We start from the raw sequence: 17,517 nt of genomic DNA on the forward strand, positions 1-17,517 counted from the left end.
TCATCGGGCAGGTTCTCCACCGACAGCCGCTTGCGGAACACCCAGTAGGACCAAGCCTGGTAGCACAGCACGATCGGCACGAAGACCACCGCCGCCCAGGTCATGATGGTGAGGGTGTATTCGGTGGAGGCCGCCGACCACAGGTCCAGCGGGGCGCCCTGGTTGAGGCTGTTGTCGAAGCCCAGGTCGGGATACATCGTGACGAAGAAGCCAACCCAGATCGCCAGCGTGGCCAGCGCCGTGCCGGCGAAGGCCCAGCCCTCGCGGCCTGCCCGAGCCAGCGCGGTGGCGGCTGCGATCGCGACGATCGCCACGGCCGCCAACACCCAACCGGCCACGCCGGTGCCCCACTGCAGGTTCTGCCAGACCACCAGGGCAGCGACCAGCACGACCGTGACGATGCCGGACTTCCAGGCGAAGGCCTTGGCCTCCTCGTGGATCTCGCCGCGCGTCTTGAGGGCGATGAAGATGGCGCCATGGGTGAGGAACAGCGCCACCGCCATCACGCCGCCGAGCAGCTGGAACGGGCCGAACAGGGACCAGAACGAGCCGATGAAGATGTGATCGGCGTTGACCGGTAGTCCCACCACGAAGTTGGCGAAGCCGACACCCCACACCAAGGAGGGGACGAAGGAACCGACGATGGCGAACCAGTCGAACATGGCACGCCAGCGGGCATCGTCGCGCTTGGCGCGATACTCGAAGGCCACGCCCCGCAGGATGAGGCCCACCAGCACGAGCAGGAGCGGGAGATACAGGCCGGAGAAGAGGGTGGCGTACCAGCCGGGGAAGGCGGCAAAGGTCGCACCGCCGGCGGTCAGCAACCACACCTCGTTGCCGTCCCAGAGTGGGCCGATGGTGTTGATCATGACGCGCCGCTTCTTGTCGGTCTTGCCAAGAATCGGCAGCAGCATCGCGACGCCGTAGTCGAATCCTTCGAGGACGAAGTAGCCCAGCCACAGGACGGCGATCAGGATGAACCAGATGGTGGGGAGCAGAGACGGATCCATGATCATTCCTCAGTAAGCGAAGGAGAGTGGCTGGTCGTCGTTCTCGACGACCTCGACGGGTTTCGCCTCAGGCAGGCCCTCCTTGATGTACTTCAACATCAGGCCGACCTCGATCACCGCCAGGCCGCCGTAGAGCAGCGTGAAGACGATCATGGAGGTGAGGACGGTGCCCGCACCGACGCCGGGGGAGACGCCGGCGGCGGTCGGCATGACGCCGAACACCAACCAGGGCTGACGGCCCATCTCGGTGAAGATCCAGCCGAAGGAGTTGGCGAACATCGGGGCCAGCGGGGCAATCACGCAGATGGCGGTGAACCACCACGAGGAGCGGGGCAGGTGGTTCTTGCGGACCACCCACAGCAGGTACGCCCCGATCGCCATCGCGAGGAAGCCCAGCCCCATCATGGCCCGGAAGGACCAGTAGGTGACGGGGATGTTGGGGGCGAAGTTGACGATGCCGAAGTGGCCGTACTTCTCCTCGTACTCGGCCTGCAGGTCGTTGATGCCGCGGACCTCACCGTCCAGGGTGCCGGTCGCCAAGAAGGACAGCACGTACGGGACGGTCATGGCGTACACCTCCTCGCTGCCATCGAGGGTGCCGATCGTCAGCACCGAGAAGGAGGCCGGGGCTTCGGTGTCGTAGAGCGCTTCGGCGGCGGCCATCTTCATCGGCTGCACGTCGGTCATGACCTTGCCCTGGATGTCGCCGGTGATGCAGACGGCCAGTCCGGAGATCAGCAACCCAATGGCGCCGAACTTGAGCGCCCATCGGAAGCCGGAGATCTGCTCCTGTCGATCCGTCTCGGCCCGCTCGGCGGCAGCCGTGGCTTCGGCGTCGACCTCGGCCTCAGTGCCCGCGGGCAGCGTCGGGGTGGTCGCGGCGGCCTTGTTGAGTCGGGCCAGGTGCCAGCCGGCGATGCCGGCGATGAAGCCCGTCGCGACCAGGTAGGACGCGGCCAGGGTGTGCGGGAAGGTGATGAGCAGCACCGGGTTGGTCATCACGGCGCCGAAGTCGGTCAGCTCGGCGCGGTCGGTGACCGGGTTGTACTGGTAGCCGAGCGGATTCTGCATCCAGGAGTTGGCGGCCAGGATGAAGATCGCGGACAGCATGGTGCCGAAAGCCGCGAGCCAGATCGTCATCAGGTGGATCTTCTTGGGCAGCCGGTCCCAGCCGAAGATCCAGGCGCCCAGGAAGGTGGACTCGAGGAAGAACGCCAGCAGCGCCTCCAGCGCGAGTGGGGCACCGAAGATGTCGCCCACGAAGCGGCTGTACTCGGACCAGTTCATGCCGAACTGGAACTCCTGCACGATGCCGGTCACCACGCCCATGGCGAAGTTGATGAGGAAGAGCTTGCCGTAGAACTTGGTCAGCCGGAGGAATTTGTCCTGTCCGGTGCGAAACCACATGGTCTGCAGGACTGCGACCAGCAGTGAGAGAGCAATCGTCAGGGGTACGAAGAAGTAGTGATAGACGGTGGTGATCCCGAACTGCCACCGTGCCAGCGTTTCTGGGCTCATGGCCGCAAGCCTACGACGCTGCGTCGTAGTAATCCATCTGACGGGGCGGATGTGATATGCCTCACTACTACGGACAGTAGTACCAATGTTCCCGGATTGGTGCCATGCTGGTGCTGTGGCAGTTCTCGGAGACCTCGAACATCGCGTCATGGGAGCGCTGTGGCGTACCAGCCAGGCGCGCTCGGTGCGAGAGGTGCACGAGGAGCTCTCGGGAGAGGACGGGGAGAAGCAGCTGGCGTACACCACCGTCATGACGGTGCTCGACCGGCTCGCCAAGAAGGACCTGGTCATGCGGGAGCGCGACGGCAGGGCCTGGATCTATCGCCCCGCGGTCACCCAGGCGCGGCTGATCGCCGACGAGATGTATGCCCTGCTGGTCGACGTCGACCCGAGCGAGCGCCCCCGCATCCTCGATGAGCTGCGTGGCCTGATCGACGGCGACCCGGCCATGGAGGGGTTGCGCCGGTCGGGCTAGCGGCGTACGCGAAACCTCAACTTGTTGAGGACCTGGGGCCCAGGTCGCGGATTCTGGGCCGAGAAGCTCAACAAGTTGAGGAAACGTGCGCCGCGGGGGCTGGTTGCGGTGCGATCACATCGTGCGTGCGACGAACACCGCCACGGCGACGACCGCGGTCACGGTGGGTGCGACGGCCCAGTGCCAGTGGGCCCTGCGGCGTAGCAGCAGGGATCCGATGATCATCGGGAGCAGCGCCAGTAGTAGCGTCACGACGCCGTAGGCGAGCCAGGCGGCCCAGGGCAGGTCCTCGAACGCGTCGACGACCGAGGCGGGGCGCCAGAGGACCGCCGACGTCATGCTGAGAACCGCCAGCGGCGTAAAAGCCAGAACTCCTGAGACCACGCAACAGATCGCCAGAAGCGCCCCTGCTGCCGCTCGGCTCGGTCGGGAAGGTAGGCGCCCCCCGCGGGTACTTGTGGCATCGTTTGGCACCATATGTTTAGCGCAAGGCGGCGTTATGTCCCTCAAAGACTTCGTAGAAGCCGGTAACGGCCCTCGCGTACCGCTCCGCCGCTGGTCCAAATCCGTTGTAGCGACGGATAATATCGAACAGCTGAGCCGAGGTGTAGTCGGTGCGTGGCCCGCCAGGCACTCCGACCTCATCGGCTCCCCACAATAGGATCAGCGGCACTGCAGCCAGGTTGTACGCCGTATCGTCCGCGAGTTGCGCATCAGTCAGTCCTTCCAGATGAAGCCGTGGCCGCAGCTGCGATGTGCGTAGCGGAGAGTGGAGGTCCCCTCGGCCTGCGCGGCGGACGCGGTGTCGCGATTGAGCTCAGTCGTGCCGGTTCCACCGACGAGGGAGTTCTCGGTCTCGGTCAAGCGTGTCCACAGGTCCTTCGCTGACGGGGAGGCGTCGGTGCCGGCGGTCACGGCCTGGTCGATCCACGCGCACTTCCATACCTGCACTGCGTGGGAGAGGAAGAAGAGGTCGTCAAACGACGATCCCGGCTCTACCCAGCTGAACATCTGCTCGGCGCTCGGGTAGTAATAGCCCTCGGGCAGGTCTTGGGGTGCGGCGCGGATGGCCGCCTGCCACGCAGGCTCGACCTGCTCGTAGATGAAGGCCCGCTGCCCATCGCTGAGTTGGACCGCTGGCTGTTCCTGCTTGGACAGTTGTTCCTTGGACTCGGCATCGGTCGGCAGCTGGCCCCAACTAGTGACCACGATGTCGCGGTCGGAGTCGGCGCCCGCCGTCAACGACGAGACCCCGATCACGCTTGCTGCCGTCAGGGCAAGGGCGGCGCCTGTGGCCACCAGTCCTCGGCGTAGGTATTGCTGTTTCATCCCAACCTCCATCGGGTGAGAGCTGAAGCTGCCATCTGTGCGACGCTTTCAGTCTGTGCAAGAGACTAGGCTGGTGCGCCTCTGGAGTCAAGACCCCGCCGAGACTCGCACCGTGCGCGACCGTTCCGTACGCCGGGCGCGGACCGGCGGTTCAGCCCATCGGGCCCGCGGCCGGCGCGTCGCGTTCGGGCAGTTCGGGCTCCGGTTCGGCGTCCTCGATCGCCCCGGCGAACTGGGCGTTGTAGAGCTCCCAGTAGGGGCCGCGCTGCTCCAGCAGGGCGCTGTGGGAGCCCTGTTCGACGATGCCGCCGTCGCGCATCACCAGGATCACGTCGGCGTCGCGGATGGTCGACAACCGGTGCGCGATGACGAAGCTGGTGCGCCCGCTGCGCAGGTTGTTCATGGCCTCCTGCACCAACACCTCGGTGCGGGTGTCGACCGAGCTGGTCGCCTCGTCCAGGATCAGCAGCGCCGGATCGGCCAGGAAGGCCCGCGCGATGGTGATGAGCTGCTTCTCGCCGGCGGAGACGTTGCTGCCCTCCTCATCGATCATGGTGTCGTAGCCGTCGGGCAGGCTGTGCACGAAGCGATCGACCAGGCAGGCGCGGCCGGCCTCCTCAATCTCCTCGCGGCTGGCGCCGGGTCGGCCGTAGGCGATGTTCTCGGCGATGGTGCCGTGGAAGAGCCAGGTGTCCTGCAGCACCATCCCCAGCCGGGAGCGCAACTCGGGCCTGGGCACGCTGGACACGTCGACGTTGTCGAGGGTGATCCGGCCGCCGTCCAACTCGTAGAAGCGCATGATCAGGTTGACCAGAGTCGTCTTGCCGGCGCCGGTCGGCCCCACGATCGCGACGGTCTGGCCCGGCTCCGCGGTCAGGCTGAGGTCGGTGATGAGCGGCTCGTCGGTGTAGGAGAAGGCGACGTGCTCGAAGACGACCCGGCCGCGTACCGGCGGCAGGCTGGCCTTGCCCTCGGTGACCTGTTCGGTGGCATCCAACACCTCGAAGACGCGCTCGGCCGACGCGACGCCGGACTGCAGCAGGTTGGCCATCGAGGCGACCTGGGTGAGCGGCTGGGTGAACATCCGGGTGTACTGGATGAAGGCCTGGATGTCGCCCAGGTTCATCTGGCCGGTGGCCACGCGTACGCCACCGAGCACGGCGATCGCGACGTACTGGATGTTTCCGAGCAGGAACATCACCGGCATGATGATGCCGGAGATGAACTGGGCCTTGAAGGAGGACTGGAAGAGCTGTTCGTTCTCCTCCTCGAAGGTGGCCTCGGTCTCCTTGCTGCGGCCGAAGACCTTCACCAGAGCGTGCCCCGAGTAGGACTCCTCGACCACCGAGTTGACCTTGCCGGTGGCGGCCCACTGGGCCACGAACTGCTTCTGGGACTGCTTGCCGATGATCATCGTGGTGATCAGCGACAGCGGGATGATGATGAGCGCGACCAACGCCAGGGTCGGCGAGACCACGAACATCATCACGAGCACGCCGATCAGGGTCAGCAGTGCGGTCAGCAACTGGCTGAACGTCTGCTGCATCACCTGCGAGAGGTTGTCGATGTCGTTGGTGACCCGGCTCAGCAGCTCACCGCGCGGCTGCTTGTCGAAATAAGACAGCGGCAGCCGGTGCAGCTTCAGCTCTACCTTCTCGCGCAGGCTCTTGATGGTGCGCTGGACGGCGCCGTTGAGCAACCAGCCCTGCACCCACATCAGAATCGCCGACCCGGCGTACGCCGCCAGCGCGATCAGCAGCGCGGTGCCCAGCGCGCCGGTATCGACGCCCTGCCCCGGCACCAGGTCCATCCGCGCGATCATCTGCGCCAGGTCCGTCTGGCCGCTGGCCTCGAGCTGCTGGACCGCCTGCTCCTTGGTCACGCCGGCCGGCAACATCATGCCGACCACGCCGGCGAAGATGACGTCGGTGGCGGCGCCGAGCAACTTGGGGCCGATGACGGTCAGCAGGACGCCGATGGCACCGAGCACGATGACCGAGGTGACCACCATCCGTTCGGGGCGCAGCTCGGCGATCACCCGCTTGAGAGAGGGCCCGAAGTTGAGGGCCTTCTGCGTCGGCGTACCGACGCCGACGTGACCCCCGCCGTGCTTGCGGTGGTCCTCGGTGCTGGCCTCGATCTCAGTTGACTGGGTCTCGTCGGTCTGGGACTGGTCCTCGGCCGTGTGCTTGGGGCTCATGCTGCCTCCTCGGCGCTCAGCTGGGAATCGACGATCTCGGCATAGGTGGGCGAACTCTCCAACAGTTCCTCATGGCTGCCGCGGGCCACGATCTCACCGTTGTCCATCACCAGGATCAGGTCGGCGTCGGTGATCGTGGAGACCCGCTGGGCCACGACGATGCGGGTGGCGTCCTTGACCGACTCGTCCAGGGCCCGCCGCAGCCGGGAATCGGTGGTCAGGTCCAGGGCCGAGAACGAGTCGTCGAAGAGCAGCACCGGTGGTCGGGCCACCAGCGCCCGCGCGATCGAGAGCCGCTGCCGCTGCCCGCCGGAGACATTGCTGCCGCCCTGGGCGATCTTGTGGTCCAAGCCATCGGGGAAAGCACTGACGAAGTCGTCCGCCTGGGCGATCCGCAGCGCCTCCCACAGCTCCTCGTCGGTGGCCTCGGGCCGGCCATAGCGCAGGTTGGACGCGACGGTGCCGGTGAAGAGGAAGGAGCGCTGCGGGATCAGGCCGACCCGGGACCACAGTTCCTCGGGCGCCAGCTCGGTGACCGGTACGCCGTCGACCACCACCTCGCCGTCGGTGGCGTCGATCAGCCGCGGGATCAGGTTGAGCAACGTGGTCTTGCCGGTGCCGGTGGCGCCGATGATCGCGGTGGTACGCCCGGGCTCGGCGGTGAAGGTCAGCTCCCGCAGCACCGGCTCCTCGGCGCCGGGGTAGGTGAAGCTGACGTTGCGGAACTCCACCCGCCCTGCCGCGGCGGCCGGCGTACGCGGGTCGCTCGCCGGCACCACGCTGGAACGGGTGTCGAGAACCTCCATGATGCGCTTGGCACACACCGCCGCGCGCGGCGCAATGACCATCACCATCGTGGCCATCATCACGCTGAACAGGATCTGGGTGAGGTACTGCAGGAAGGCGGTCAGCTGGCCGACCTGCATCGCCCCCGACGCGACCCGGTGGCCACCGAACCACAGCACGCCGACGCTGCTGACATTGAGGATCAGCATGACCACCGGGAACATCGTGGCCATCAGCCGGCCCACCTTGGTGGTGGTGTCGGTGAGGTCGGCGTTGGCGCGGTCGAATCGGGCCGCCTCGTGCTCCTCGCGTACGAAGGCCCGCACCACCCGGATGCCGGTGATCTGTTCGCGCAGCACCCGGTTGACGATGTCGATGCGGTTTTGCAACTTGGTGAACAGCGGCCCCATGAAGACGACGATGGTGCCCACCGCGGCAGCCAGAGTGACCACCGCCACCACCACCAGCCACGACAGGCCGATGTCCTCGCGCAGCGCCATGAAGGTGCCGCCGATCATGGTGATCGGAGCGGACACCAGCATGACGCTGGCCATCACGACCATCTGCTGGATCTGCTGCACGTCGTTGGTGTTGCGAGTGATCAGCGAGGGTGCGCCAAACTGGTTCAGTTCGCGGGCCGAGAAGCTCAGCACCCGGTGGAAGATGCCGGCGCGGACGTCACGTCCCATCGCCATCGCCACCCGGGCGCCCAACCAGGCGGCGGTGATCTGGCCGGCGATCTGGACCAGGCTGACGGCGAGCATGACCCCGCCCGTACGCCAGATGTGGTCGATGTTGCCGGCTGCCACACCGTCATCGATGATCGAGCCGTTCAGGCTGGGGAGATAGAGCGAGGCCATCGCCGCGACCAACTGGACCCCGATCAGGGCGAGGATGAAACCGACGTAGGGCCGCAAATAGTGGCGTAGTAGGCGAATCAGCATGGGTCTCCTTCGGGTCGAGCGGCGACGCCGTAGAGGAGCGCGCGGGCGAGGTGATGGTCGGACTGGGGCCAGGCGTACGCCGGGACGGCCCGGCTGGCCAGGGAGAGCGCCATGATCATGCCGGTGATCTGCGGCAGTGGGGCGGTGAAGGAGTCGCCGTGGGCGGCCAGGCGGGCGGCGATGGCCTTGCCCACCCGTTGGCCGCGCTCCTCGCGGTCGGCGGCCGAGCCTTGGTGGTGCCCGGCGTGCGTGTGGATGACGAGGAAGAGCTGGCTGACCTGCTCCATGTCGGCGCGGAGCAGGCCGACGATCTCGGCGATCACGGTGGCCAGGTCGGGGGCCTCGATGGCGCCGATGGCGGTGCACAGCGCACTCGGGTCGGTGGCCCGCGCGATGGCGGCGGTGATGACGTCGTCCTTGGTGCCGAAGACCCGATACACCGTGCCCTCGGCCACGCTGGCGGCCTCGGCGATCTGTCGGCTGGTGATGTCCCAGCCCTGACTGCGAACCAGCGGAATCACTGCCTCAAGGATGGCGTCCCGACGCTGGTCGGGGGTGAGGGGAGTCGCGCGTGGCACGCCGGCCATCCTAAGTGAGTGAGCGCTCACTCACAACTGTTTTTCCGTGTTCTTCGGCGGGCCCGTCCCGGTGCGGGAGGGGCCCGCGTGCATCAAGCCGCACTCGATAGCCGAAACCCGGCCTTGAGGGGGCCGAAAGTGAATCGAGTGTGAATTGGTGCAGGCCGGGGCCGCCCAACGGCGGCGTTCAGGTGATTGACAGGCCCGACTCAGCCGCGCGGGGATCCCATCGGGGCGGCCCCGGCGACCGTACCGATCTGCTGGGCGACCGTTGCCGCCAGCGACAACGCAGCCCGCTGGGTGGTCCGGCTGAGCTTGGTGTAGTCGATGACGCCACCCTCGGCAATGTGCGGATCGGTGGGCAGATCCAAGATCTGGTGGTTCGCGCCGAACCAGCCAGAGGCATTGGCCTTGACGTCGCGCTGGGAGTCCATCGGACCGTTGGTGCCGACAATGACGGTGCGGTCCAGCAGCTCGGGCCGCAGGTCCTGCAACGTCTCCAGCATCCGGGCCGCCGGGATCAGACTGTCCTTGCGCCACTTGGTCGGCACCACCAGACAGTCGGCGGTGTGCGCCGCAGCCAGCCAGTTCGGGGACGCCTCGTTGTTGCCGGTGTCGACGATGACGATCTCGAAGTTGCGGGCCAAGATGTTGTGGATCCGCCCGAAGTCGTCACGGCTGATGACGTGGCCGAAGTTCTGCGCCGAGCCGAGGGTGTGGAACTTACCGGTCGACTGGTGGTTGAGGAAGTAGGCCAAGTCGGTGAACTGCGACTGCGGCTGGGCCAGGTGGTGCGACTCGGCGAGCAGGTCGCGCACCGTACGCCGGTGCGGGCTGTAGGAGCGGTCCGGCATGGTGCCGCGCAACTCGTTGTTGTCCCACGCCACCACGCCGCCGCCGCGGGAGACGCCGAAGGCGGCTGCCAACATCAGCACGGTCGGCGTCTTGCCCACGCCGCCCTTGGGGTTGGCGACCATGATCGTCACCGGCCGGTTGAACGGCATCCGCGCCAACTGGTCGTCGCGGGTCTCCTCGACCTCGCGCTGCGAGGGGCGCAGGCCGAGCCGCGCGCGGAGGCCCTTGGCGGCGCGCACCTGCGGCTCCGGGTTGAGCTGATCGATCAGCTCGCCGGCCGCGAACCGACGTGGCCGCGCCTCGCCCTGACCGGGCTGGTGCGACTGGGCGGGGTGCGAATGCTGGCCCGGCTGTGAGTTCTGGGGCTGGCCGGGAGCCTGACCGTACGCCGGCTGCTGCGGGCCGCCGGGGCGCTGTTGCTGACCCTGCTGCGGCCCCTGTGCGGGGCCGGGCTGCTGCGGACGGGACTGCGGCCCCTGGGCGGCCTGCTCGAACAGTTGCTGCAGCCAGGGGTCGACCGGACCAGTCTGCTGGCCGGCAGACCCGGGGCTGCTGGGAGCTGGCTGCGGAGTCGAGGCCGGTCCGACTGGCGGCTGCTGTCCGGCCCACGCCGGGCGCTGCCGGTCCGGCCCGGGCGGCGGGCTGGCGGGCGCGCCCTGGGCGCGGCGGGCGGCTGGCGTGTCATCCGAACCGCCGGCGGCCGGGCCGCGGGCACGGCGCGGATCCGAGACCGGAGGTGCGGTTTGCGGCTGCGGGTTGGGGCGATGCTGGGCCATCGAGGGGCGCTGGTTGCTGGGGGCGCGCATCACCCGCTGAGGAGAACCCGACGAACGCGGCCGGTTGACCGGTGTGGCGCCATCGGTCACCGGTGGTACGGCGCCGCCGCCCTCGGGGCGAGGGGCGGTTGCGCCTCCCGGAGTGCTGTCGCTCTGGCTGCTCCACTGCGGTGCGGCTGCGCCACCCGAGGGAGCGGCGGAACTCTGAGGGGATGGCCCCTGCGCCGGTCCCTCGGCGGAGGGGCGCTGGGAAGGGGTGGGGTGATCCGCTGCCGGAGCCGTGGACTCGGCATTCGGGTCAGGCAGGCGCTCGCTCATGGGGCCAACCTATCAGCCGCAGGAGCCGTGCGTACGGGGGTTGTGGAGGCCTGGGAGGTGGCCTCCGGCGAGGCCCGATGGGGCCGTCGGAGACCATGATCAGTAGGTGTCGACGGGGCCTGGCCGCCCTGAAAGTTGGCGACACGCCGAATCGTTACCAAATCGCTTCCAAGTTTCTCGATCGCTCGTGAAACGGTTTACTCATAGGGCTGGTGACGCGTGAAAGTTTGTTTTGCGATGCTTCGGCAGCGCTGTCACTGTCAAGGTGCTTGCCGGGCTCCGAAAGCACGTGAATAGTGTGCAGCGGGGCCGAGGGAGTCCCAGCGCGTACCCCGCGAACCTGAACGACCAGGAGGGCATGAAATGGACAACGCGGCATTCCAGCGGCGGGGGTTCCTCAAGGGAGCACTGTCCGTCGCAGCGATCGCGTCGGTGGGAGGCCTGTCGGCCTGTGCCGCAGGCGGTTCTGGCGGCGGTGGCGGCGGCAGCGCCGAGACCGGTGACGTGACCGAGGACAACCCCTTCGGCTTGGGCGAGAACACCGAGGTCGAGGCCGTCATCTTCAACGGCGGCTACGGCGTGGACTACTGCGTCTTTGCCGGCGAGGTGGTCACCAAGAAGTTCCCCACCGTCAAGGTCACGGTCACTCCGTCCACCCAGATCGCCCAGGAGCTCCAGCCCCGCTTCGTCGGCGGCAACCCGCCCGACGTCATCGACAACTCCGGCGCCGGCGCCATGTCGACAGCCCAGATCCTCGACCAACTCGCCGATGTCAGTGACATCCTGGAGGCCAACAACTACGAGGGCACCAAGATCGCCGACACCCTCTATCCGGGCGTGATCGAAGCCGGCACCTACGGTGACAAGTTCGTGCAGCTCAACTACGTCATGGCGGCGTACGGCATCTGGTATTCCGACTCGCTGTTCAAGGAGAACGGCTGGACCGCCCCCAAGACCTGGGCCGAGGCCCTCGAGCTGAGCGCCGCGGCCAAGGAAGCGGGCAAGTACCTCTTCCTCTTCGGCAAGGAAGCGGCGACCTACTACAACACCTTGTGCATCGACTCCGCGATCATGGAGGGCGGTCAGGAGGTCCGGCTCAACCTGGAGAACCTCAAGCCCGGCGCGTGGTCCCAGGAGCCGCTGCAGGAGGCCTTCAACGGCCTCAAGGCGATCATCGACGCCGGCGGCATGAAGCCGGGCGGCTCGGGCACCCAGTTCACCAACGCCCAGGCCCAGTGGTCCGACGGTCAGGAGGCCCTGCTCTATCCGTCGGGGTCCTGGATCGAGAACGAGATGGCCGACGCCACCGCCGATGGCTTCGACATGACCGTGGCGCCGACCCCGACCGTGTCGGACTCGCCGGCCGCCGGTGACGCCCTGCACGCCTCGCCGGGTGAGGGCTTCATCCTGCCCGCCAAGGCCGCCAACCCGGCCGGCGCCAAGGAGTTCATGCGGGCGATGCTGTCAAAGGAGGCCGCGACCAACTTCGCGCAGCTCACCAAGTCCCCGACCATCGTCATGGACACGGTGCCCGAGGACGGCTTCGGGTCCAAGGCGCTGCAGGGGCTCAACGCGATGTTGAGCGCGGCCGGCGACCAGGTCTATCCGCTGCGTTTCAGCGCCTACTACGGTCTCAACACCGACCAGTTGGTGCTGTGGAACGACTTCCTCGAGGGCCGGATGGATGTCCCGACCCTGACCGAAGGCCTGCAGGGGATCGCCGACGCCAAGGCCAACGATCCCAACGTCGAGAAGATCGAGTTCGAGTAAGCCTCATCCATGTCGACAACCGCCATCCCGACCGCGGCGGGGACCACCAGTCCCCGCCGCCGGCGCGTCAAGCCCAGCCTGGACTCGGTCAGCTTCTTCGCGGTCTTCCTCGGACTGCCGATCGGGATCTATGCCCTGTTCGTGCTGTGGCCCTTCGCCCAAGCTGTCGCGTACTCCTTCACCAGCTGGTCCGGTTTCAGCCCGGACGTGACCTTCGTCGGCATCGACAACTACATCCGGATCTTCAACGATCCGCTGTGGCTCACGGCGATGAAGAACAACCTGCTGCTGCTGATCGTGGTGCCGTTGCTGGTGATTTTCCTGTCGCTGACCCTGGCGATCGTCATCACCGTGGGCGGCAGCAGCAAGGGCAACGTACGCGGGTTGGCGGCGTCCTCCTTCTATCGGATCGTCTCCTTCTTCCCGTACTGCATCCCCGCAGTGGTGATCGGCATTCTGTGGGCGCAGGTCTTCGACCCCTCCAACGGCCCGGTCAACGCGCTGCTGACTGACCTGGGGCTCGCCGGCTTCGAAGCCTTCCCGTGGCTGGGTGATGCGCGTACCGCGATGCCGGTGGCCATGTTCGTGATGCTGTGGGGCTTCGTCGGCTTCTACATGGTGCTGTTCGTGGCTGCCATCAAGTCGATCCCCGCCGAGATCTTCGAGGCCGCCCGCATCGACGGTGCGGGTCGCTGGACCATCGGCGTACGCATCACGCTGCCGCTGATCCGCGAGAACGTCCAGACCGCCTACATCTATCTGGGCATCATGGCGATCGACGCCTTCGTCTACATGCAAGCGATGTTCCCCTTCGGCGGTCCGCAGAACACCACCCTGACGATGTCGCAGCGGCTGTTCCGGGTGGCCTTCCAGGACGGCCTGTTCGGGGTGGCATGCGCGATGGGCGTCGTGATCGCGGTGCTGACCCTGATCATGGCGGCGATCGTCTTCACCGTTAACCGGTTCACCGGAGGCAAGGACCAGGTGACCCTCGCATGAGTGAACGTTTCGCCGTGCGACCCCGCACCCGCCGCACCTCCAGCCGTGCCAACGACATCGCCTTCGGCACCATCGCGCACATCCTGCTGATCATCTGGTCGCTCATCGTGGTGCTGCCGTTGCTGTGGACCTTGCTGTCCTCGTTCAAGACGACTCGGGAGATCTTCCGGTCCCCGTTCGCGTTGCCGGGCAACCTCAACTTCGACAACTACGCGCGGGCCTGGAACACCGCCAACATCGGCACCTACTTCTTCAACACCATCATCATCGTGGGCTTCGCGCTGGTGATCGTGATGATCCTGGGTGCGATGTGTTCCTACGTGTTGGCCAGGTTCACCTTCCCCGGCGCCCGGCTGCTCTACTACCTGCTGCTCGCCGGCAACACCTTCCCGGTGTTCCTGGCGATCGTGCCGCTGTTCTTCACGCTGCAGCAGCTCGGCCTGCTCAACACCAGACCGGGTCTGATCATCACCTACGTCGCCTTCGCGCTGCCGTTCACGGTGTTCTTCCTGTACGCCTTCTTCCGGACGTTACCCTACGAGATCAGCGAGGCAGCCTCGATCGACGGTGCCGGGATGTGGCAGACCTTCTTCCTGGTGATGTTGCCGATGGCTCGTCCCGGCATCGCCTCGATCGCGATCTTCAACTTCCTGGGCCTGTGGAACCAGTACCTGATCCCGGTCGCGATCAACACCCGGCCGGAGAACTATGTGCTGTCCCAGGGGCTGGCGGCGTACTCGGTGCAGATGGGCTACCAGGTCGACTACGGCGCGCTGTTCGCCTCGGTGGTCATCACCGTGGCGCCGGTGCTGGTGGTCTACATCATCTTCCAGCGCCAGCTGCAGGGCTCGGTGTCGCAGGGCACCATGAAGTGAGCTGCCAGGCCTGAGGCCGAGCAACCAGCACGAGAAACAGACAACCCCAGCCCGGATTGGGCTGGGGTTGTGCTGTGTCTGGCAGATCGCTTGCTGGCGGTCAGCTCACCAGGCCGACTGCTGGCCGGGCTGCTGCCCCGGCTGGCCGTAACCGCCGGGCTGCTGGGTCTGCTGCCCGTACCCCTGGCCCTCGGGCTGGGTGGCCGACTGCGGGCTGGACTGGTCCGAGGAACCGCCCCAGCTGGAGTCGCCCCAGGCGCTGGCGTTGGAGGCCGAGGCGCTGGACTGGCTGCCCCAGCCGGCACTCTGACCGGTGCTGCCCTGGCCGGCGGTCTGCGCCGTCGCGCTCGGCGTACCGCTGGCAGCCTCGCTTGCCTCCGTGCCGGTCGCGCTGTCGCTGGAGCTCTCGGTGGTCGAGCTGTCGGTCGCGGCCCCGCCCTCGAGCTTCACGGCGGTGCCGTACGCGAGGATCTCGGCGCCGACACCTGCGAAGCGCAGGCTGACCACAGCCTGGGCGCCGGCCTCGATGGCCTGGTCCAGCAGCGACTCGACGGCCTGCTGGGCCGCGCCGGTGCCGCCGCCCCGGGAACTGCCGATCACCTCGCCGATCGCGCTGGCGATGTCCTTGCCGGCCAGACCCTCGGTGGTGACCACCGGAATGTCGTGCTCGGCGCGCTTGTTGGCCGCCGCGGCCGGCTGGGACTGCGCCTGCTGGCCATATCCCTGCTGCTGCTGCTGCTGGCCGTAGCTGCCCTGGCCCTGCTGACCATAAGTCTGGTGCTGCTGGGGCTGCTGGCCGTAGCTGCCCTGCTGGGAACCGTAGCCCTGCTGCTGCGGCTGCTGGCCGTAACTGCCCTGGCCCTGCTGGCCGTAGCCCTGTTGTTGTCCATAGCCCTGCTGGGACTGACCGTAGCCAGCCTGGGACTGCTGCTGCCCGTAGGGGTTCTGCCCGTAGGGGGTCTGTCCGTAGCTCATGGCCCCCAAGATATCCAAGGGTTGGGCCGCTCAACAGACCCGGGGCGTACCGGATCCCTCGCGATAGGCTGGCGCGGTGACTGAGACCAATGCACCGGACCCGTCCAACGAGGAATCCGACGCCGCCCAGGAACGCGAACTCTTCGAAGGAGAGGGCGCGTCCGAGCAGACCCGGGTCCGGCTCGCCAAGCGGGAAGCGATCATCGAGGCGGGGGAGCAGGCGTACGCCCCTGACCTCACCCGGACCCACACGCTGAGCCAGGTCCGCGACGGCTGGCAGCACCTGGAGACCGGCGAGGAGACCCAGGATGTCGTCAGCATCGGCGGCCGAGTGGTCTTCGTCCGCAACACCGGCAAGCTGTGCTTCGCCACCCTGCAGGACGGGTTCACCCTCGATGGTGACGCCGAACGCCTGCAGGTGATGCTGTCGCTGGCCGAGGTCGGCGAGGAACGCCTGGCGGACTGGAAGGCTCAGGTCGATCTGGGTGACTTCGTCCACGTCACCGGCCGCGTGATCGTGTCCCGCCGCGGTGAGCTGTCGGTGATGGCCAGCCAATGGCGGATGGGCGCCAAGGCGCTGCGGCCGTTGCCGACGCTGCACAAGGAACTCTCCGAGGAGTCGCGGGTGCGCCGCCGGCACGCCGATCTGGTGCTGCGCGCTGATGCCCGCACCATGGTGCGCGACCGCGCCCAGATCACCCGAGCGGTACGCGAGGTGCTCCAGGGCGATGGCTACATCGAGGTCGAGACCCCGATCCTGCAGCTGGTCCACGGCGGTGCCGCCGCTCGGCCGTTCCGCACGCATCTGAATGCGTTCTCCACCGACATGACGCTGCGGATCGCGCTGGAGCTCTATCTCAAGCGCGCGATGGTGGGCGGCGCGGACCGGGTCTATGAGATCGGTCGGATCTTCCGCAACGAAGGCATCGACTCCAGTCACTCGGCCGAGTTCACGATGCTGGAGGCGTACCAGTCCTGGGGGGACCAGGTCACCATCGCCGACCTGACCCGGCGGATCGTGCAGGCCGCGGCCGACGCGGTCGGCAGCCGACAGGTCGACACCGAGGCCGGCCAGATCGACCTCGACGGCGAGTGGCAATGGCTGCCCGTCCACCAGGGCCTGTCCGAAGCGCTCGGCGAGGAGATCACGCCCCGCACCTCGCTGGCAGAACTCCAGCCGTACGCCGAGGCCCATGGCTTGGAACTGGATCCGGGCTGGGAAGCCGGCAAGGTCGTCATGGAACTCTTCGAGGAGCTCGTCGAACCGGGCCTGCTGCAGCCGACCTTCGTGTGTGACTATCCGACTGTTGCGCAGCCGCTGGCCCGCCAGCACCGTGATGATCCTGACCTGATCGAGGCCTGGGACCTCATCATCGGCGGTGTGGAGCGGGGCACGGGCTTCACCGAACTGGTGGACCCGGTGATCCAGCGGCAGCGGTTGACCGAACAGTCACTCAAGGCCGCCGGCGGTGACCCCGAGGCGATGCAGCTCGACGAGGACTTCCTCGCCGCGCTCGAATTCGGTGCACCACCGATGGGCGGGATGGGCCTGGGCCTGGACCGTCTCGTCATGCTGCTGACGGGCGCCGGCATCCGCGAGACGATCCTGTTTCCACTGCTGAAGCCGGAGCGCTGAGCCGCTCGAGCCCTCGGCTGCTCGCGGTTGGCTCTGGCGGGTCGGCCGTGAGTCCGGTGGGTCGGTTGTGAGTCCGGCGCGTGGGCTGTGAATCCGGCGCGCGCTGGGGGCGGCGCCCCGCCCACCTGCGCGGGCCCCGGCTGACGCCGGGTACCGATCCGGTACGCCCGACGACACCCCGACATCGCCCCCAGCGCCCACCTTTGAGCCGGCGGGCCGGCGTACATCTGGCGCCTCGGCCCGCACCTTGAGCTGCCGACCGGCGTACGTCTGGCGCCTCGGCCCGCACCTTGAGCTGCCGACCGGCGTACGTCTGGCGCCTCGGCCCGTACCTTGAGCTGCCGACCGGCGTACGTCTGGCATCGCGCTCCGCCTCTGAGGACCCGGGGGTGGTGTGACCTGCGCAACTACAGTCTGCTGTGGTTGTACGCCTGGAATCGGGGTTTCGGGCTGCTTTTCTACAGCCTGCTGTA

The 17,517-nt window shown here is 67.3% G+C and carries 13 protein-coding genes and 1 pseudogene; 5 read left to right on the top strand and 9 right to left on the bottom strand.

Going from position 1 to position 17,517, the window contains the following annotated elements:
• Window positions 1-2: 2 nt before the first annotated feature.
• Window positions 3-1,010: pseudogene (gene cydB / locus CGZ91_RS11205) on the bottom strand (cytochrome d ubiquinol oxidase subunit II); the annotation flags it as partial.
• Window positions 1,011-1,019: 9 nt separating this feature from the next.
• The gene (locus CGZ91_RS11210) at window positions 1,020-2,528 is read right to left on the bottom strand and encodes a cytochrome ubiquinol oxidase subunit I (protein ID WP_094455204.1); all 1,509 of its coding nucleotides are present in this window, start codon (window positions 2,526-2,528) and stop codon (window positions 1,020-1,022) included.
• A gap of 115 nt (window positions 2,529-2,643) precedes the next feature.
• Between CGZ91_RS11210 and CGZ91_RS14790 the strand changes: the two genes are divergently transcribed.
• Window positions 2,644-3,003: a BlaI/MecI/CopY family transcriptional regulator gene (locus CGZ91_RS14790; RefSeq protein ID WP_094455206.1), complete on the top strand. Its 360-nt coding sequence runs from the start codon at window positions 2,644-2,646 to the stop codon at window positions 3,001-3,003.
• Between the two features lie 114 nt (window positions 3,004-3,117).
• On the opposite strand, the gene CGZ91_RS11220 is transcribed toward CGZ91_RS14790, so the two are convergent.
• The 6 genes from CGZ91_RS11220 to CGZ91_RS14355 form a co-directional block, all read right to left on the bottom strand.
• Complete coding sequence (locus CGZ91_RS11220; RefSeq protein WP_094455208.1) at window positions 3,118-3,342, bottom strand: hypothetical protein; 225 nt, start codon at window positions 3,340-3,342, stop codon at window positions 3,118-3,120.
• 378 nt (window positions 3,343-3,720) lie between these two features.
• Entirely contained in the window at window positions 3,721-4,332 is a 612-nt protein-coding gene (locus CGZ91_RS11225) for a hypothetical protein (RefSeq protein ID WP_144276879.1), read from the bottom strand.
• A gap of 151 nt (window positions 4,333-4,483) precedes the next feature.
• Complete coding sequence (locus tag CGZ91_RS11230) at window positions 4,484-6,532, bottom strand: ABC transporter ATP-binding protein (protein ID WP_094455212.1); 2,049 nt, start codon at window positions 6,530-6,532, stop codon at window positions 4,484-4,486.
• The gene (locus CGZ91_RS11235) at window positions 6,529-8,262 is read right to left on the bottom strand and encodes an ABC transporter ATP-binding protein (RefSeq protein ID WP_094455214.1); all 1,734 of its coding nucleotides are present in this window, start codon (window positions 8,260-8,262) and stop codon (window positions 6,529-6,531) included. The genes CGZ91_RS11230 and CGZ91_RS11235 overlap by 4 nt, the downstream gene beginning before the upstream one ends.
• Window positions 8,256-8,840 carry a TetR/AcrR family transcriptional regulator gene (locus CGZ91_RS14085; RefSeq protein WP_179229335.1) on the bottom strand — a complete coding sequence of 195 codons (585 nt, stop codon included), beginning with the start codon at window positions 8,838-8,840 and terminating at the stop codon, window positions 8,256-8,258. Before CGZ91_RS14085 ends, CGZ91_RS11235 begins: the two co-directional genes overlap by 7 nt.
• A 209-nt stretch (window positions 8,841-9,049) precedes the next feature.
• Window positions 9,050-10,789 (bottom strand): MinD/ParA family ATP-binding protein, encoded by a 1,740-nt coding sequence (locus CGZ91_RS14355; protein WP_179229336.1) that lies wholly within the window; start codon window positions 10,787-10,789, stop codon window positions 9,050-9,052.
• A 363-nt stretch (window positions 10,790-11,152) separates the two neighbouring features.
• Here CGZ91_RS14355 and ngcE point away from each other — a divergent pair, with 363 nt between their 5' ends.
• The 3 genes from ngcE to CGZ91_RS11265 are packed head-to-tail and all read left to right on the top strand — an operon-like array spanning window position 11,153 to window position 14,433.
• Window positions 11,153-12,559 (top strand): N-acetylglucosamine/diacetylchitobiose ABC transporter substrate-binding protein, encoded by a 1,407-nt coding sequence (gene ngcE, locus CGZ91_RS11255; RefSeq protein WP_094455220.1) that lies wholly within the window; start codon window positions 11,153-11,155, stop codon window positions 12,557-12,559.
• A 9-nt stretch (window positions 12,560-12,568) separates the two neighbouring features.
• Entirely contained in the window at window positions 12,569-13,558 is a 990-nt protein-coding gene (locus CGZ91_RS11260; RefSeq protein ID WP_094455222.1) for a carbohydrate ABC transporter permease, read from the top strand.
• Entirely contained in the window at window positions 13,555-14,433 is an 879-nt protein-coding gene (locus CGZ91_RS11265; RefSeq protein WP_094455224.1) for a carbohydrate ABC transporter permease, read from the top strand. The genes CGZ91_RS11260 and CGZ91_RS11265 overlap by 4 nt, the downstream gene beginning before the upstream one ends.
• A gap of 105 nt (window positions 14,434-14,538) precedes the next feature.
• Here CGZ91_RS11265 and CGZ91_RS14360 read toward each other — a convergent pair whose 3' ends face one another.
• A complete protein-coding gene (locus CGZ91_RS14360; RefSeq protein WP_179229337.1) occupies window positions 14,539-15,408 on the bottom strand; it encodes a YbjQ family protein in 870 nt (289 codons plus the stop codon).
• A gap of 76 nt (window positions 15,409-15,484) precedes the next feature.
• On the opposite strand from CGZ91_RS14360, the gene lysS reads away from it, so the two are divergent.
• Window positions 15,485-17,044, top strand: a complete 1,560-nt coding sequence (gene lysS / locus CGZ91_RS11275) for a lysine--tRNA ligase (protein WP_094455226.1) — start codon at window positions 15,485-15,487, stop codon at window positions 17,042-17,044.
• The last annotated feature ends 473 nt before the right edge of the window (window positions 17,045-17,517 follow it).

This window comes from Parenemella sanctibonifatiensis (genome assembly GCF_002250565.1).
Classification (GTDB): Bacteria; Actinomycetota; Actinomycetes; order Propionibacteriales; family Propionibacteriaceae; genus Parenemella; species Parenemella sanctibonifatiensis.